At 71.0% G+C, this 15,462-nt stretch carries 13 protein-coding genes; 1 reads left to right on the top strand and 12 read right to left on the bottom strand.

Annotated elements, in window-relative coordinates:
- Positions 1-84: 84 nt before the first annotated feature.
- The 12 genes from ACIHFB_RS11040 to ACIHFB_RS10985 form a co-directional block, all read right to left on the bottom strand.
- Positions 85-471, bottom strand: coding sequence for a hypothetical protein (locus ACIHFB_RS11040; RefSeq protein ID WP_365277706.1), 387 nt, complete (start codon positions 469-471; stop codon positions 85-87).
- Positions 472-475: 4 nt separating this feature from the next.
- Complete coding sequence (locus tag ACIHFB_RS11035) at positions 476-2,146, bottom strand: TFIIB-type zinc ribbon-containing protein (protein ID WP_365277703.1); 1,671 nt, start codon at positions 2,144-2,146, stop codon at positions 476-478.
- Between the two features lie 109 nt (positions 2,147-2,255).
- Positions 2,256-2,498 carry a hypothetical protein gene (locus ACIHFB_RS11030; RefSeq protein WP_365277700.1) on the bottom strand — a complete coding sequence of 81 codons (243 nt, stop codon included), beginning with the start codon at positions 2,496-2,498 and terminating at the stop codon, positions 2,256-2,258.
- 5 nt (positions 2,499-2,503) lie between these two features.
- Positions 2,504-3,232: a VWA domain-containing protein gene (locus ACIHFB_RS11025; protein ID WP_365277697.1), complete on the bottom strand. Its 729-nt coding sequence runs from the start codon at positions 3,230-3,232 to the stop codon at positions 2,504-2,506.
- Positions 3,233-3,299: 67 nt separating this feature from the next.
- Positions 3,300-4,418 (bottom strand): hypothetical protein, encoded by a 1,119-nt coding sequence (locus ACIHFB_RS11020; RefSeq protein ID WP_365277695.1) that lies wholly within the window; start codon positions 4,416-4,418, stop codon positions 3,300-3,302.
- Entirely contained in the window at positions 4,415-5,545 is a 1,131-nt protein-coding gene (locus ACIHFB_RS11015) for a protein phosphatase 2C domain-containing protein (RefSeq protein WP_365277692.1), read from the bottom strand. The genes ACIHFB_RS11020 and ACIHFB_RS11015 overlap by 4 nt, the downstream gene beginning before the upstream one ends.
- 379 nt (positions 5,546-5,924) lie before the next feature.
- The gene (locus tag ACIHFB_RS11010; protein ID WP_365277689.1) at positions 5,925-7,343 is read right to left on the bottom strand and encodes a SidA/IucD/PvdA family monooxygenase; all 1,419 of its coding nucleotides are present in this window, start codon (positions 7,341-7,343) and stop codon (positions 5,925-5,927) included.
- The gene (locus tag ACIHFB_RS11005) at positions 7,340-8,803 is read right to left on the bottom strand and encodes a pyridoxal phosphate-dependent decarboxylase family protein (RefSeq protein ID WP_400126448.1); all 1,464 of its coding nucleotides are present in this window, start codon (positions 8,801-8,803) and stop codon (positions 7,340-7,342) included. The genes ACIHFB_RS11010 and ACIHFB_RS11005 overlap by 4 nt, the downstream gene beginning before the upstream one ends.
- Positions 8,804-8,995: 192 nt before the next feature.
- Positions 8,996-11,521: an aminopeptidase N gene (gene pepN / locus ACIHFB_RS11000; protein WP_365277683.1), complete on the bottom strand. Its 2,526-nt coding sequence runs from the start codon at positions 11,519-11,521 to the stop codon at positions 8,996-8,998.
- A gap of 88 nt (positions 11,522-11,609) precedes the next feature.
- Entirely contained in the window at positions 11,610-12,143 is a 534-nt protein-coding gene (locus ACIHFB_RS10995; RefSeq protein ID WP_365277680.1) for a response regulator, read from the bottom strand.
- A gap of 139 nt (positions 12,144-12,282) precedes the next feature.
- The gene (locus ACIHFB_RS10990; protein ID WP_365277677.1) at positions 12,283-12,633 is read right to left on the bottom strand and encodes a chorismate mutase; all 351 of its coding nucleotides are present in this window, start codon (positions 12,631-12,633) and stop codon (positions 12,283-12,285) included.
- Between the two features lie 67 nt (positions 12,634-12,700).
- Complete coding sequence (locus ACIHFB_RS10985; protein ID WP_365277674.1) at positions 12,701-13,591, bottom strand: AraC family transcriptional regulator; 891 nt, start codon at positions 13,589-13,591, stop codon at positions 12,701-12,703.
- Positions 13,592-13,682: 91 nt separating this feature from the next.
- On the opposite strand from ACIHFB_RS10985, the gene ACIHFB_RS10980 reads away from it, so the two are divergent.
- On the top strand, positions 13,683-15,449 hold the full coding sequence (locus ACIHFB_RS10980; protein WP_400126445.1) for a beta-galactosidase family protein: 1,767 nt from the start codon (positions 13,683-13,685) through the stop codon (positions 15,447-15,449).
- Positions 15,450-15,462: the final 13 nt, after the last annotated feature.

The raw sequence follows: 15,462 nt of genomic DNA, 5'->3' as shown, positions 1-15,462 counted from the left end.
GGGCCTGTTTTCCGTGGGCCTGTTTTCCGGGGCTGGGAGCGCGCGAAGGCCGGCGGTGTCTGCCGCCGGCCTTCGCGCGTGGTGTCACAGCAGGCTGGTCACGCTGTCCTGAATGGCGGCCACGTCGCCCGCGATCGCGGCGGTGGCCTGGACGCCGGGGGCGATGAAGCCGAGCCAGCGCAGGAGGGCGGTGCGCCGCGGTTCCTCCTGGGCCAGCTCCTCCTCGACGCGCTCGGCGGCATGGACGAGTTCCTCGCCGTCCTCGTACTGGTCCTGGTATCTGCGCAGCTGTTCCAGGAGCAGTCCTACGGCGGTGCGGAGTTCGTCGATCGCGGCTTCGCGGTCGGGCGCGTCCGGGGGGCCGACGGTTGCGGACGAGTGGTTGACGGCGACCGCGCTGCGGTCGATGTGGAGGTCGCCGCCGGCGTTGATGCCGCTGTTGTTGCCGGTGCCGGTGCACGATTCTGACATGTCGTCACCTTCCTTGGTTCGCGGGTGGGGTGGCGGCGGGGGAACCGGCGGGCCCGTGTCCACCCGGGGCGCCGGGCGTCGCCTGGCCGCGCCGGAAGACTCCGGCGATGCTGCCGCCGACGCCTACGGCGGAGCTGTTGAGGGTCACGTTGCCGCCCGCGTACAGGCCGGTGTTGTTGATGGTGGTCTGACGCTGGATCAGTTCGTTGGTGTCGATGTTGTGTTCTTCCAGGAACTCCACCAACGCGTCGAGCACCCGGTGTTCGACCGTCTTGACGTACAACTCCCGGTCCAGTTCCTGGAAGTAGCGGTAGTAGAGCCGGTCGCTGGCGGCGTCTCTGAGGCTGAAGGATGCGCCGTAGTTGAAGGTGCGGTGGCGGATCTCCCGTGCCTGGCGTTGTTGTTTGCTCTGTTCGTTGAGGGGTGCGAACAGGCCTGCGATGACGGAGAAGGGTGACCCGATCAGTAGTGCCGGCGCGCGGATTCCGGCCTGGCTGACGAGGGCCCACCACTGACGGAAGGTGGGTGAGCCGAGCAGTTGGTCCGCGATGCGGTAGCGCTCGCGGACGGGGGCGAGGAGGGAGCTGCTGCCCTCGATGAAGAGCATTTTGCGGTCGGACAGCAGAGCGCACCGCAGGAAGAAGGTGGTGGCCAGTTCGCCGCTCCAGCCGGTGACCCGGATGGCGAGGTAGGGGCGGGCGCGGCCCTTGCCGTCCTCGCGCAGTTCGTGCATCAGGTCCGGTGAGACCTTCGCGCTGGGCGGTCCTGCGGTGTCGGGCAGCAGTTCGGCCCGGGTCCGGTCGTCCACGCCGTACAGCAGGTCCTTGCCGTTGACGAGCAGCAGGTTCTCGACGTGGACGCCGGGCAGTTTCAGGTCCCCGACGCGGGCGGCGAGATGGTCGTTGATCTCGTGGACGGTGAAGGGGATGACCTGTTTGCCCTCTTCGGCACGTGCCGTGTCGAGGGCGAAGGACCAGGTGCTGGTGGCCTGTCCGTAGCCGATGAAGGGGGCGTAGAGCGAGGAGACGACGACGTTGCCCCGGTCGCGGGTCTCGATCGCCTCGATGCGGCGTCGCTTCTCGGCGCTGAGGGGCTGGGGCGCCTGGTCGGGGTTGAAGTTCTCTCGGCTGAGCCGGCCGGCGACGACGCCGTAGTGCACCGAGAGGGATTCGACGGCGACGATGAGCCAGGCCACGAGGTAGCCGAGGACCAGTGCCGCGATGGAGAGGAACGGCAGCATGATCACCACGGCCAGGAGCAGCAGGGCGAGTACGACGTCCCGCCGTACCTGGCGACGGCGGGCCGCCAGGGCGTGTCTGAGTACGCAGCCGAGGTCGACGCCCGGCGAGGAGGCGATGGCGCGGCGCGGTTCCTCGACGATCTGCTCGACGGCACGGCGGGCGAATCTGGTGTCCGTGTGGACGGCCGTGCACAGGTAGCGAGTGATGTCGCGGGCGAAGCGGGGCGCCGGGGGCGTCTGGGGTGCGGCGACGGTGGGGTGTGTCTTGACGGCGAGCGGTGGGACGGTGCGGGGTCGGGGCGGTGCGGCGGGTCTGGCCGGGTGCGCTCCGTCCGTCGGGTTGATGACGCGTACGGTGCCGCAGCCGGAGCACGTGGTGTAGTTGCGGTCGTTGGCGGCTCCGCAGCGTGGGCACTGGAGGATCGGGCTGGTCATGTTCGGCTGCCTCCTCTCGTCAGTTGGTGGAGTGTGCGTGGGGTGGTGCCACGTGGGGTGGTGCCACGTGGCGTGGTGTCGCGTCGGCTGCCGGTCGCCGGTCAGCGGGTCAGGAACCGGGCAGGTCGGCCGGGGGCTGTTGCGGGTTGTGCGGTGTCCATGCGGGGGGCCGTGGGACGGGTGGTCCGGGCGTCCCCTGCTGTGTGGAGACGGAGCGGGTGGGTGACGGCTCGGTTCCCGTGTCGGCCGGGCTGTCGGGGGACAGCAGGCGCAGCACGGCCGCCGTCGCGACGAGGGCCGTGGCGGTGAGCAGGAGCCGGTCGGGCGTCCGGGTGGTGCGGCGGGCGGACACGGCGGTCAGTCCATGTACTCGGCCGGGACGGTCAGGTACTCCTCGCTGACCGGCTGCGCGGTGAATCCGGGAGCGGAGCGGGGTATCTGCATCTCTCCCGCGCGTGAGGAGGCGACGAGGGAGTTGAGGAGGCTGCCGAGTGCCTCCAGCAGGGCGTGGTCCTGGTCGGTGTCCGCGTCGGCGAGGAAGGCGGCCTTGGTGGCGACCTTGCCGAGCACGTCCGGGTCGGCGGCGCCGAAGCCATAGGTGATGACGTGCGGGTACCGGGACCAGGAGCGGTTGACCAGTCGCCGGAACGCGTCGTGCCAGCCGTCGTCGGTCGGAAGGCCGTCGGTGAGGAGGAACACGACCGGGCGCAGGACGGCCATGCCCATGCCGCGCAGATCGTCGACGTCCGTTTCGATGCGGCTGCGGACGAGGTCGAATGCCGCGGAGTAATTCGTGCGCCCGTTGCATACCACTTCCGGCATCGCCTGAATGCGGTCGAGGTCGGTCATTTCGATGATCAGGTGTGCGTCGCTGGCGAATGCGATGAGCGACATGTGGGCGAATTCGGAGACCCGGGGGCTTTCGGAGATGGTGGCGTGCAGTTGGGCGAGGGTCCGATTGAGGGTGTCCTGGTGCGGCTGCATCGAAGTCGAGGCGTCGATCACCAGATAGGTCGGCAGGCATTTCTGCCGCATGCGGTAGGCGTTGGTGTCCTCGCCGGGCATCGCGTCGTCCTGGGTGTTCATCCGCGTTCCTCTTCTGCTTCTGCTTGTGCTTCTGCTGAATCCCGGGTACGTCCTGTCGGGCCCGACGTCAGGAGCCCTGTGCCACGCCGATGGCGATCACCACGATGGCGATGACGACGAACAGGACCGCGATGGCCCAGGCCGCCTGGCGGTCCGCCGCCGACTGGTCCGGGCCCTCGGCGCCGGACGAGGCGGTGGACGAGGCGCTGGACCTGACCGGTTTGGTGATGACCGACTGAAGCGGCTCCGCGGTGTCGCTGCGCCGGGCGGGTGGTCGCTCGGGCAACTCGGCGCGCACCACGGAGAACCTGAGTTCGGGCCCGTCGCGCAACGCGGCCAGCAGGGCCGAACTGGGCGGCCTGGCCTCGCGGTTCTCGGCCCAGAGCATGTCGAGGAGCAGCTGGGCCACCTTGCGCGGAACGCCGCTCGGCGGGTCGTCGAGCGTGTGGAGCATTTCGGCGAAGTTGCGCTCGCCGGTGAGGCAGCGGGCGGTCAGCAGCGCGACCCGGTAGCGGTCGGTGCTCAGATCGGCGGGTATGCCGGTCCGGGCCCGCGGGTCCTGCCAGCCGGGCTGGTGGATGTCGGTGCCCGTGCCCTTGGCGCAGCCGTCCATGTCGATGAGGTAGACGGAGTAATCGGCCGGGTTCCAGAAGGCGTTGGCGTAGTTCCAGTCGGAGTAGACGAGCCCGCGCTGCTCCAGTGCGACCGCGATGCCGACGAGGCTTTGGCAGGCGGTGATGCGCTGTTCGGCGGTCGGCGGGGTGCCGCCGTTTCTCGCCAGTCGCGTGTCGGGGCGGGCCAGGGTGTCGATCTCGCGGTATCGGCCGCCGTCCGAGCGGAAGGGGTCCGGGGCCATCGGGATGAGGCAGCCGACGGTGGCGGATGTGTCGTCGGTGACGCGGGCGACGGGCCATGAGGTGCGGCTCAGCAACACCTCACGGGACGGGCGGCCGGCCGGCGCGTCGGAGCGGCCGAAGGCGACGAGCTCGTCGAGCCGGTCGCTGTCGGCGTCGCCCAGTGGTTCCTTGTAGCGCTTGAAGAGGAGGTCGGGCCCGGTGCCGTGGCGGCTGACGCGGGTCACTTCTGAACTCTGGCCGTTGTTCGTGGCGATCTGTTCACCGAGGGCGCCCAGGTCGGCCAGCGAGGTGACCGGGAGCACGGCCCACGCCGAGGAGTCGGTGGTCATGACGGCCACCTGTCCTGACCGGCGAGCCGCGCACCCGCCGGTGCGTCGGCGCTGCCGGGCGGCCCGGAGATGCCGTCGGGGTCGATCCAGACGGTCACCGACGTACGGTCGTCGAGGAACCGTTCGGCGTCGAAGCCGACGTCGTTGAGGTACGAGGCGATGGGCAGCGGCAGCCGCCAGTGGTCCGCCAGATAGGTGTTGAACTCCCCGATGCCCGCGAGGCCGTCGCCGACTCCGTCGGACACGAGTGACACCACGTCGCCCGGGTGCAGGGCGAGTTGGGTTTCGCGGGCGGCCTGCGGGTCGGCGGGGAGGGTGTGGGCGACGGCGTTGGAGTCGTAGCCGTGCGTTGTCTCCTTGCGGTCGCCGGCGGCGTGGCGCCAGCGCCTGTCGTCGAGCCGCCACAGGGAGGCGTCACCGAGCCAGGCGGCCCACATGGTGCGCTCGCCTGACGGGCCGGCAGGCCGGGTGGGGATCACGGCGACGAACAGGACCGCGCAGACGTCGGCGGGGTCCAGCCCGCGCCGCCCGGCCTCGCGCCGCATCGCTGTGGCGGCCTCTGCGAAGAGTTCCACCGCCGACAGCCGTACCGCCGCGCCGGGCTCGTCCAGTTGGCGTCGGAGGTGGGTGACGGCCGTGCTCGCCGCCACGGCGGCCCCGAGTTCGGCGTGGGTGCTGCTGGAGACTCCGTCGGCGATGGCCAGCAGGAGGTGGTCGCCGGTCGCGTCCCGTGCCAGGCGGTAGGCGTCCTGGCGGGCGGTGGCGGGCTCCTGGCAGCGGTGTCCCGGGCCGACGAGTGAGGCGGCGCGTACGGCGAGGTCGCCGAGCGATGCCTCGTCGGCGGCGACACCGGAGGGTGCTGCCGGCCGTACCGGTAACACCCAGGGGAAACGCTGGGCCTTCGATCCGGCTCCGAAGCGCGGCACTGACGTGACGGCGGCGGCTCGGGACAAGGCGGCGGAAGCGGTTGCGGGCGCAGGGCGGGTGAGGGGAGGCCGGTGCACGCCGTTCGGCGCGGGGGGCCACTCCTGCTGTCCTGCGGCCGGAGTTGCTGCGGGCCGGTGCGTCATGGCCCGCACCGCGAGGAACAGGATTCCCGCGGCCGACAGTGCGAATAAGTCGATCACCAAGCGAAAGAAATGATCGTCCGCCGGGAAATAGATCACGAGGAGCATGCCCCCGAAAAGAACTATCGCCCAGATCAGACGCCCCCGTATCAGCGACATGGACGGGACGGTATCAGCGCGTCCGGTTGCGAGGGAGAGACATGGAATATTCGACTGGCCTTTTTTCGCGTCCTTCCGTACTTCTTCACCAGGGTCGCACAGCTGTCCGCTAAGGCTGTTACCGGAGTTACTGATGAGAATGACCGTAGAGGCCGTAAGCGGCTTTAGGGGGCCTTCCCGTTCCGGTTGCTGAAACAGGAGGGCCGCCCGGTTTCTTTCACCGCACGCGGATTCACGGCTCGCGGATTCACGGCTCGCGGATTCGTCGCGTGCGGTTTTCCTACCGTCCCTGGACCAGGGGCGTGAGCGTCGGTGCCTGGCGGGGGTTCGGGACGTAGGGCTGCGGTTCGAGGCCGAAGGTGGTGAAGGCGGTGCGGCGTGGGAGGGGGTAGGCGTCCTTGCCGGTCAGGGAGTTGAGGATGGTGGCGCTGCGCCAGGCTGCGAGGCCGAGGTCGGGGGTGCCGACGCCGTGGGTGTGGCGTTCGGCGTTCTGGACGTGGACCTGGCAGCCGGAGCCGGTGACGGTCGGGTCGAGCATCAGGCGGAACTGTCCGTCGATGCGCGGGCGTTCACGGTTGTCGCGGCGCAGGTAGGGGTCGAGGCCGGCGAGGATGCGGTCGAGGGGGCGTTCGCGGTAGCCGGTGGCGAGGACGACGGCGTCCGTGGTGAGGCGGGAGCGGGTGTTCTGCTGGATGTGTTCGACGTGGAGTTCGACCTTGGTGGTGGCGACACGTCCCGCGGTGCGGACGCGGACTCCGGGGGTGAGCACGGCGTCGGGCCAGCCGCCGTGCAGGGTGCGGCGGTAGAGCTCTTCGTGGATGGCGGCGATGGTGTCGGTGTCGATGCCCTTGTGGAGCTGCCACTGCGAGGTGCCGAGCCGGTCGCGGACGGGTTCGGCGAGGGCGTGGAAGTAGCGGGTGTAGTCGGGCGTGAAGTGTTCCAGGCCGAGCTTGGAGTACTCCATGGGCGCGAAGGCCTCGGTGCTGCCGAGCCAGTGGAGTTGCTCTCGGCCGGCGGGGCGGTGGCGGAGCAGGTCGAGGAAGACCTCGGCGCCGGACTGCCCTGAGCCGACGACCGTGACATGGCCGGCGGCCAGCAGGCTGTCGCGGTGGTCGATGTAGTCGGCGGCGTGGATGACGGGCACCGCGACCGCCTCGACCAGCGGCTTCAGCGGTTCGGGGACATACGGTTCGGTGCCGATGCCGAGGACGATGTTCCGCGTGTAGGTCCGGCCGAGGGACTCGGCTTCACCGTCGCTGTCGAGCTGGGTGAAGTCGACCTCGAAGACGTCGCGTTCGGGGTTGAAGCGGACGGCGTCGACCTGGTGGCCGAAGTGGAGTCCGGGGAGGTTCTCCGACACCCAGCGGCAGTAGGCGTCGTACTCGGCACGCTGGATGTGGAAGCGCTCGGCGAAGTAGAACGGGAAGAGCCTCTCGCGGGCCTTGAGGTAGCTGAGGAATGACCAGGGGCTCGCGGGGTCGGCGAGGGTCACCAGGTCGGCGAGGAAGGGGACCTGGATGGTGGCGCCCTCGATGAGCAGGCCGGGATGCCAGTCGAAGGCGGGACGCTGGTCGTAGAAGACGGCGTCGAGTTCGGCCAGGGGGTGGGCGAGGGCGGCGAGGGAGAGATTGAAGGGGCCGATGCCGATGCCGACCAGGTCGCGCGGTGCGTCGGGCTCGTGGTGTGGGGGGTTGGTCATCGGGGGGTGGTTCCTTCCACGAGTTTCAGAAGCCCGGCGAGGTCTCCTGGCCGGGTAGCGGGGTTGAGAAGAGTCGCCTTGAGCCAGAGCCGGCCGCCGAGTCGTGCCCGGCCGAGAACGGCACGGCCGTCGAGGAGCAGTTTTCGGCGTACGGCGGCGACGGCGGCGTCGCCGGCTCCGGCGGGCCGGAACAGGACCGTGCTGATGGTGGGGGCGTCGTAGAGCTCGAAGCCGGGGTGCTCCTGGACCAGTGCGGCGAACTCGCGGGCGTGATCACAGACTTGGTCGACGAGCGTGCCCAGCCCTGTCCGGCCGAGGGCCTTGAGGGTGACGGCGATCTTGAGGACGTCGGGGCGGCGCGTGGTGCGCAGGGAGCGGCCGAGCAGGTCGGGGAGGCCGGCCTCGGTGTCGTCGTCGGCGTTGAGGTAGTCGGCGCGGTGGTGCAACGCCGTGAGGTCGCGGGCGTCCTTGACGGCGAGGACCCCTGCGGCGACCGGCTGCCAGCCGAGTTTGTGCAGGTCGAGGGTGACGGTGTCGGCGGCCGCCAATCCCGTGAGCTTGGCGCGGTGCCGGTGGCTGAAGAGGAGCGGTCCGCCGTAGGCCGCGTCGATGTGGAGTCGCGCGCCGCGGGCTCGGCAGACTGCCGCGATCTCGGGGAGCGGGTCGATGAGTCCGGCGTCGGTGGTGCCTGCGGTGGCTGCGACGAGTCGGGGGCCGGGGAGGGTGCTGAGGGCTTCGTCGAGGGCGGCGGGGTCGAGGGTCCCGGCGGGGGCGGGGACGACCACGGGGTCGGGCAGGCCGAGCAGCCAGGCGGCTCGGGGCAGTGAGTGGTGAGCGTTGGCACCGATCACCAGCCGCACATTGCTGCCGTGTGCTTCGCGGGCGAGGAGGAGGGCGAGTTGGTTGGATTCGGTGCCGCCGGTGGTGATGAGGGCGGTGGGGGTGAGGGAAGCGACGGCATCGGCAGGGGCTGGCCCTGTCGGCCGACTCGGCCCGCTCAACCTGCCCGCCCCGGCCGCTCCACCCACCCCGCCCAGCCAGCCCCGGTAGATCTCCGCCGCCAGCTCCCGCGTGACCAGCGCCTCCAGTTCCGATGCCGCCGGGGCCTGGTCCCAGGAGTCCATGGACGGGTTCAGGGCCGACGCGGCGAGGTCGGCGGCGGTGGCGATGGCGAGGGGTGGGCAGTGGAGGTGGGCGGCGCACAGAGGGTGCGCAGGGTCGGCGGCGCCTTCGGCGAGGGCGTGCACGAGGGCGCGCAGGGCGTCCGGGTCACCCTCGTCGGGCAGTACGTCGCCCACCGCGTCCCGCACGCGTGCGGCGACCGCCTCCGGGCCTCCCGCGGGAAGCGGGCCGCCTCGTGCCCGCCCGCCGTCCCGGAGCGCGTCGAGGACGGTGTCGAGCAACGGCCGCAGGGCGTGGGGGCCTTCGGGTTCTGAGGCGAGGAACAGCAGCGTGCTCATGGGTGTCCTCCGGGCGCCGGGCAGAGGGAGTACCAGCTTGTACGCGGTTGCGTGGTGGCGCCCGAAAAGCCCAACGATCGGAACCCGAAAGGGGGTACGTGTCGCTGCGGGGCATGGGCCGGGGTTTATGCGGGCGTGTCCGGGAGTTGGGTTGCCCCCGGACACGCGCGCCCGCGCAGGCGACTGCGGCTGTTATGCCTCTCGCACCCGCAACGCCCTTGCCAGATCGTCGAGTTGGTCGACGAGCTTGCGGCGCAGGGCGGGGATCGGGTCGCCGTCGCGCAGACAGGCCTCGCCCAGGCGCAGGGTGTCGGCGTCGACGGCATGGGCGGGGAAGGCCCAGCGGCCGGCGGCGTCGGCGATGGCGGGGCCGCGACGAGCGGCCACGGCGACCGCGTCCGCGTAGTAGCGCGGCACGTACTCCCTGACGAGATCGGCCTGTTCGGGCTGCCAGAATCCCTGGGCGGTGGCGATGAACAGGTAGTTGGAGAGGTCGTCGGTGGCGAACATCGCTTCCCAGGCCCGGCTCTTGGCCTCCGGGTCGGGCAGGGCGGCCCGGCAGCGCGCGGCGCCTTCCTGGCCGGTGGCGCTGGGGTCGCGTTCCAACTCGGCGGCGATGGCGGCCTCGTCGGTGGCGCCGAGGACGGCGAGACGGGCCAGGACGCGCCAGCGCAGCTCGGGGTCGAGTTCGGGGCCGCCGGGCACGGTGCCGTCGGCGAGCCAGGCGGCGATGGTGTCGGGGTGGGCGGCGACGTCGATGAAGTGGCGTACGGCGATCAGGCGCAGGCCGGGGTTGTCGCCGTCCTCGGTGCGGCGCAGCAGGTCGCGGCAGAGGGCGGAGAGGGTGGCCAGGGCTGCGGGGCGCTCCTCGGGGGTGAGGTAGCGGTCGGTGATGTGGGTGGAGGCGAAGGCGAGGACGCCCTGGACGAGGGCGAGGTCGGTCTCGTGCGGGAGGTGGGTGCGGGCGGCCTCGAGGTAGGCGGTGGGGGGCACCGGGGGTTCGGTGGTCGTGCCCTCATGGCTGCTGCCGCCGTCGCGTACGGCGTCTCGGAGGGCGTTCCACACGACGGCGCGGGTGAGGGGGTCGGGCAGGCGGGACAGCCCGGCGTGCACGGCGTGGAAGGAGTCGGTGTCGAAGCGGACCTTGGCGTAGCTGAGGTCGCCGTCGTTGAGCAGGAGCAGTGCGGGGCGCTTGCCGATGGGCAGGTCGGCGGTCTGCGGGATGTCGAGGTCGAAGCGCGTGCGCAGGGTGAGGCGGCCCTCGTCGGCGGCGGCGAGGTCGTAGAGACCGACGGCGATGTGGTGGGGGCGGCTGCCCGCACGGTCGACGGTGAGGGTGCAGGTGCCGTCGTCGGCGGGGGCGATGCGGGGGGTGAGGGTGTCGACGCCGGTGGTGCGCAGCCAGGAGTCGGCCCAGGCGTGGACGTCGCGTTCGGTGGCGCCGGCCAGGGAGTCGATGAAGTCGGCGAGGGTGGCGTTGGCGAACTTGTGGCGGGCGAAGTGGGTGTTGATGCCGGCCAGGAAGTCCTTCTCGCCGAGCCAGGCGACCAGTTGGCGTAGCGCGGAGGCGCCCTTGGCGTAGGAGATGCCGTCGAAGTTGAGCAGGGCGGAGGCGGTGTCCTCGACGGCTTCGGGGGCCACGGGGTGGGTGGAGGGGCGCTGGTCGGCGTCGTAGCCCCAGGCCTTGCGGGCGACGCCGAAGTCCACCCAGGTGTCGGTGAAGCGGGTGGCTTCGGTGAGGGTCTGGTAGCCCATGTACTCGGCGAAGGACTCGTTCAGCCAGATGTCGTCCCACCAGCGGAGGGTGACGAGGTCGCCGAACCACATGTGGGCCATTTCGTGGGCGATGACCATGGCGCGGGTCTGCCGCTCGGTGTCGGTGACGGCGGAGCGGTAGACGAACTCGTCGCGGAAGGTGACCAGTCCGGGGTTCTCCATGGCTCCGGCGTTGAACTCGGGGACGAACGCCTGGTCGTAGGAGTCGAAGGGGTAGGGCTCGTCGAACTTCTCGTGGTAGCGGTCGTAGCACGCGCGCGTGATCTCGAGGAGTTCCTCGGCGTCGGCGTCGAGGTAGGGAGCGAGGGAGCGGCGGCAGTGCAGGCCGAAGGGCAGGCCGCGGTGTTCGGTGCGTACGGAGTGCCAGGGGCCGGCGGCGACGGCGACGAGGTAGGTGGAGATCAGGGGGGTGGGCGCGGCCTGCCAGCGGCCTTCGCCGAGGTGTTCGGTGATGCCGTTCGACAGGACGGTCCAGCCTTCGGGGGCCTTGACCGTCAGGTCGAAGACGGCCTTGAGGTCGGGCTGGTCGAAGGCGGCGAAGACGCGCTGGACGTCTTCCATGAACAGCTGGGTGTAGAGGTAGGTCTCGCCGTCGGTGGGGTCGGTGAAGCGGTGCATGCCCTCGCCGGTGCGGGAGTAGCGCATGACGGCGTCGAGGTGCAGTTCGTGCTCGCCGGGGGTGAGGCCCTTCAGCGGCAGCCGGTTCTCGTCGAGGGTGTGCGGGTCGAGGTGCTGTCCGTCCAGGGTGGCGGAGCGCAGCTCCGCGGGCTTGAGCTCGACGAACGTGTCCGCGGCCGCTTGGTCTCCGCGCACGGTGAACCGGATGACCACACGGGAGTCGAAGGTCTCGTCCCCGGTCGTCAGGTCGAGTTCGATCGTGTAGCGGTGGACGTCGAGGAGCTGGGCACGGGTCTGCGCTTCGTCGCGCGTCAGTACGGACATGCAGGACATGCTGCCTGATGCCACTGACAACGCACAGGGCCGGATCGGTACGCGGCCTATGTCCGGGTGGTGTGCGCTCGTGCGCCGATCAGGTCCGGCCCTGCTCGAGTGTTCCGGTCTGTGTTCCCGGGGGACGCTGGGTCGGTACGCGGGCGTCGGGGTGGGGCAGGGCGGGGCGGGTGGGCGGGTCCTTGAGGAGGGCGCGCAGTTCGCGGACCTCGCGTTCGAGGGCGAGGTGGCGTTGGTGGGTGTCGTACAGATAGCGGACCTTGGTGCGCAGGGCCCAGGGGTCGATGGGCTTCATGACGAGGTCGGCGACGCCGAGTCCGAAGGCGGTGGAGGTCAGTTCCTGGTCGGCGCCGAAGCCGGTGAGCAGGATGACGGGAATGTGCTGGGTCTGTTCCACGCGCCGCATGTAGCGCACCACGTCGAGGCCGCTGACGCCGGGCATGCGCACGTCGAGCAGCAGCAGACCCACCTGGCCGCGGAGCACGTGCTTGAGTGCCTCGTCGCCGCTGGTGGCGCGGGCCAGCAGATAGCCCAGCGGTGCCAGGGCACTCTCCAGCGCGTACAGCGTGTCCTTGTGATCGTCGACGATGAGGATCTTGGATTCCGACGGCATGGCCCGGCGTCCCTCCCGCGTGGACAACCAGTTTATGTCCGGACGCTGACGGGGTGTGCTCGTCAGCTGACAAGGAGTGCACCGCGCAGCATGCCGCGCGCGGGCCCTGATGTCACGCCCCGGGGCACATCGGAGGAGGTCAATTGGCCGCTGGTGTGGAGCCGTTCACTTTGTCCTCGGCGATGCTCTCGTGGTGCCTGATCACTTCGGCGATGATGAAATTCAGGAACTTTTCAGCGAATGCCGGGTCGAGCTTGGCGCTCTCCGCGAGCCCCCGCAGCCGGGCGATCTGCCGGGCCTCGCGGGCGGGGTCGGCGGGCGGCAGCTGGTGGGCGGCCTTGAGGTGGCCGACTTGCTGGGTGCATTTGAAGCGTTCGGCGAGCATGTGGACGACGGCCGCGTCGATGTTGTCGATGCTGTCGCGCAGCCGGGCGAGTTCCTCACGGACGGCGGGGTCGACGTCACCGGTTCCGGTGTTGCTGGTGGTCATGGTCGAAACCCTACGGGGCACCCGGGCGGCCGTTCAGCACGGCGGCGAAAGGCAGCCGGTCGTCGCCCTAGGGCGTGTGTGTGCGTTCGATGACGGGCGGGTCGTCGGGGTCGGGGACGCGGTCGCTCCAGCCGCCGGGGACGGTGCGGCCCTCCTGGGCGCGGAAGCGGACCGGAGGCATGCCGACGCGGCGGGTGAACAGGCGGGAGAAGTAGGCGGGGTCGTCGTAGCCGACGCGTCGGGCGACGGCGGCGACGGGCAGTTCTGTGGCGGCGAGGAGTTCCTTGGCGCGGCCGAGGCGGATACCGAGCAGGTAGTCCTTGGGTGAGCAGCCGGCGCCGCGGCGGACGGCGGTGCGCAGTTCGGCGGTGGTCATGCCGTGGCGGGCGGCGTGGTCGGCGACCGACATCGGCAGACAGGCATCGCGGGCGAGCGCCTTGAGGACCTGGTCGCCGTCGGGGGTCAGGTCGGCGCGGGCGCGGCGCAGGGCAACGAGGAGTTCGTGGACGGCGGCGCCGGTCTCCACTTCGAGGAGCGGGTTGTCGCGGCGGGCGGCACGCGCGATACGGCCGATCACGCCGCGCGGGCCGGTGGCGTCCGAGAGGGGCACCACGGGGCGGCCGGGTTCGATGTAGCCGAGTTCGGTGTACGTGGCGGTGGCGGGCCCGGCGAAGCCGACGAAGCCCTCGTCCCAGCCGGTGTCGGGGTCGGGCCCGTAGTGGTGCGGGACGCCGGGCGTGAGCCACAGCAGGGCGGGCGCGGTGACGGTCGTACGGCGGCCGTCGGGGCCGGTGTACCAGCCGCCGCCCGTGCTGATCACCACGGCGACGTGGCTGTCGAGGGTGCGCGGTCCCACGGTCGGCAGGGCGCCGTACTGGAGGCCGACGCCGAGGCAGACGAGCCCGAGCCGGTGGTGGGCGGGGCCGGGCGTGAAGAACCGCATCCAGGTGTGGTACATCGGCGGTCGCCTCCGCTCCGTGCCGTTTCCGTCCAAGCAGCGCCGATCTTTGTCCATGGACGTGATCGCCGCCAGGGGTGAGGGTGGCGGCATGAGCGAGTTCACTGTGGGGGACACGGATTTTCTGCTGGACGGGCGGCCGGTGCGGCTGCTGTCCGGCGCGCTGCACTACTTCCGGGTGCACGAGGCGCAGTGGGGGCATCGGCTGGCGATGCTGCGGGCGATGGGCCTGAACTGTGTGGAGACGTACGTCCCGTGGAATCTGCACGAGCCCGCCCCCGGCAGCTTCCGGGACGTCGCCGCCCTCGGCCGGTTCCTGGACGCGGCCCGGGAGGCGGGCCTGTGGGCGATCGTGCGGCCGGGGCCGTACATCTGCGCCGAGTGGGAGAACGGCGGGCTGCCGCACTGGGTGCCGGGGCATCCACGCACGCGTGACGAGCGTTTTCTACGTCCCGTGGAGGACTGGTTCCGCCGGCTGCTGCCGGAGGTCGTGCCCCGGCAGATCGACCGCGGCGGGCCGGTGATCATGGTTCAGGTGGAGAACGAGTACGGCAGCTACGGCTCGGACGCGGAGTATCTGCGCCGCCTCGCCGACCTGCTGCGGGGCGAGGGCGTCACGGTGCCGTTGTTCACCTCGGACGGCCCGGAGGACCACATGCTCACCGGCGGTTCCGTACCCGGGGTACTCGCCACGGTGAATTTCGGCTCCCACGCGCGCGTGGCGTTCGAGACGCTCCGTGGGCACCGTCCCCAGGGCCCGCTGATGTGCATGGAGTTCTGGTGCGGCTGGTTCGACCACTGGGGCGGGGAGCACTCCGTACGCGACGCCGACGACGCGGCCGAAACCCTGCGGGAGATCCTGGCGTGCGGCGCCTCGGTCAACCTCTACATGGCGCACGGCGGCACCAGCTTCGCCGGCTGGGCCGGCTCCAACCGGGGCGGCGGCGACATGCACGACGGGCCGCTGGAGCCGGACGTGACCTCGTACGACTACGACGCCCCGATCGACGAATACGGCCGTCCCACCGAGAAGTTCTGGCGCCTGCGCGAGGTGCTCGCCGAGTACGCCGACGGTCCCCTGCCCGAACCCCCGCCCGCACCCACGCCGTTGGGCGCCCCCGCCGACGTGGACCTCGCGGACTTCGCCCCCCTGAGCGCCGTACTTCAAACCCTCGGCGGCCCCGAGACCACCTCTCCCGTCCCGCCCTCCTTCGAGGAGCTGGACGTCGACCGGGGTGTCGTACGGTACGAGGTCACCGTGCCGGGGCCGCGGCAGCCGTATCCGCTGATCGCGCGCGGGCTGCGGGATGTGGCGGTGGTGTACGTCGACGGGGAGCGGGCCGGCGTGCTCACCGAGGGCGACGAGCGGCTGAAGGAGCCCGTCGCCGGGCACGCGCGCGTGGAGCTGTGGGTGGAGTCCCTGGGGAGGGTCAATTACGGCCCGCGCAGCGGCGAACCCAAGGGCATCACCGGGGGCATCATGCACGAGCGGCAGTTTCTGCACGGGGTACGCGCGCGTGGGCTGCGTCTGGACGCCTTCGACGCGGGTGTGTCGGACGTGCCTTTCGAGCCGCTGACCGGGGAGGGTGCCGCCGGCCTGTACCGGGGTACGGTCACGGTCCGCGGCGCCGGGGACGCCTGTCTGGAGCTTCCGGGCTGGACGCGCGGGTTCGTGTGGATCAACGGCTTCAACCTGGGGCGTTACTGGTCGGCGGGCCCGCAGCGGTCGTTGTACGTGCCCGGCCCGGTGCTGCGGGAGGGCGCCAACGACGTGTGGGTACTGGAGTTCGAGGGGCCGTCGACGCAGGCCGGGCTTCGCCTGGGAACCGACCCGCGGAATCCGCTCATACCCTCGTAGAGTGGAATCGGGT

This window comes from Streptomyces sp. NPDC051963, assembly GCF_044593495.1.
Classification (GTDB): Bacteria; Actinomycetota; Actinomycetes; order Streptomycetales; family Streptomycetaceae; genus Streptomyces.
Note: the sequence above shows the minus strand (reverse complement) of the source record. Positions and strands in the feature narration are given on the sequence as shown.

Bases quoted from the DNA above. Each gene is read 5' to 3' on its own strand.
- ACIHFB_RS11040 (WP_365277706.1), bottom strand. From the start codon at position 471: ATGTCAGAATCGTGCACCGGCACCGGCAACAACAGCGGCATCAACGCC.
- ACIHFB_RS11035 (WP_365277703.1), bottom strand. From the start codon at position 2,146: ATGACCAGCCCGATCCTCCAGTGCCCACGCTGCGGAGCCGCCAACGAC.
- ACIHFB_RS11025 (WP_365277697.1), bottom strand. From the start codon at position 3,232: ATGAACACCCAGGACGACGCGATGCCCGGCGAGGACACCAACGCCTAC.
- ACIHFB_RS11020 (WP_365277695.1), bottom strand. From the start codon at position 4,418: ATGACCACCGACTCCTCGGCGTGGGCCGTGCTCCCGGTCACCTCGCTG.
- ACIHFB_RS11010 (WP_365277689.1), bottom strand. From the start codon at position 7,343: ATGACCAACCCCCCACACCACGAGCCCGACGCACCGCGCGACCTGGTC.
- ACIHFB_RS11005 (WP_400126448.1), bottom strand. From the start codon at position 8,803: ATGAGCACGCTGCTGTTCCTCGCCTCAGAACCCGAAGGCCCCCACGCC.
- pepN (WP_365277683.1), bottom strand. From the start codon at position 11,521: ATGTCCGTACTGACGCGCGACGAAGCGCAGACCCGTGCCCAGCTCCTC.
- ACIHFB_RS10995 (WP_365277680.1), bottom strand. From the start codon at position 12,143: ATGCCGTCGGAATCCAAGATCCTCATCGTCGACGATCACAAGGACACG.
- ACIHFB_RS10990 (WP_365277677.1), bottom strand. From the start codon at position 12,633: ATGACCACCAGCAACACCGGAACCGGTGACGTCGACCCCGCCGTCCGT.
- ACIHFB_RS10985 (WP_365277674.1), bottom strand. From the start codon at position 13,591: ATGTACCACACCTGGATGCGGTTCTTCACGCCCGGCCCCGCCCACCAC.
- ACIHFB_RS10980 (WP_400126445.1), top strand. From the start codon at position 13,683: ATGAGCGAGTTCACTGTGGGGGACACGGATTTTCTGCTGGACGGGCGG.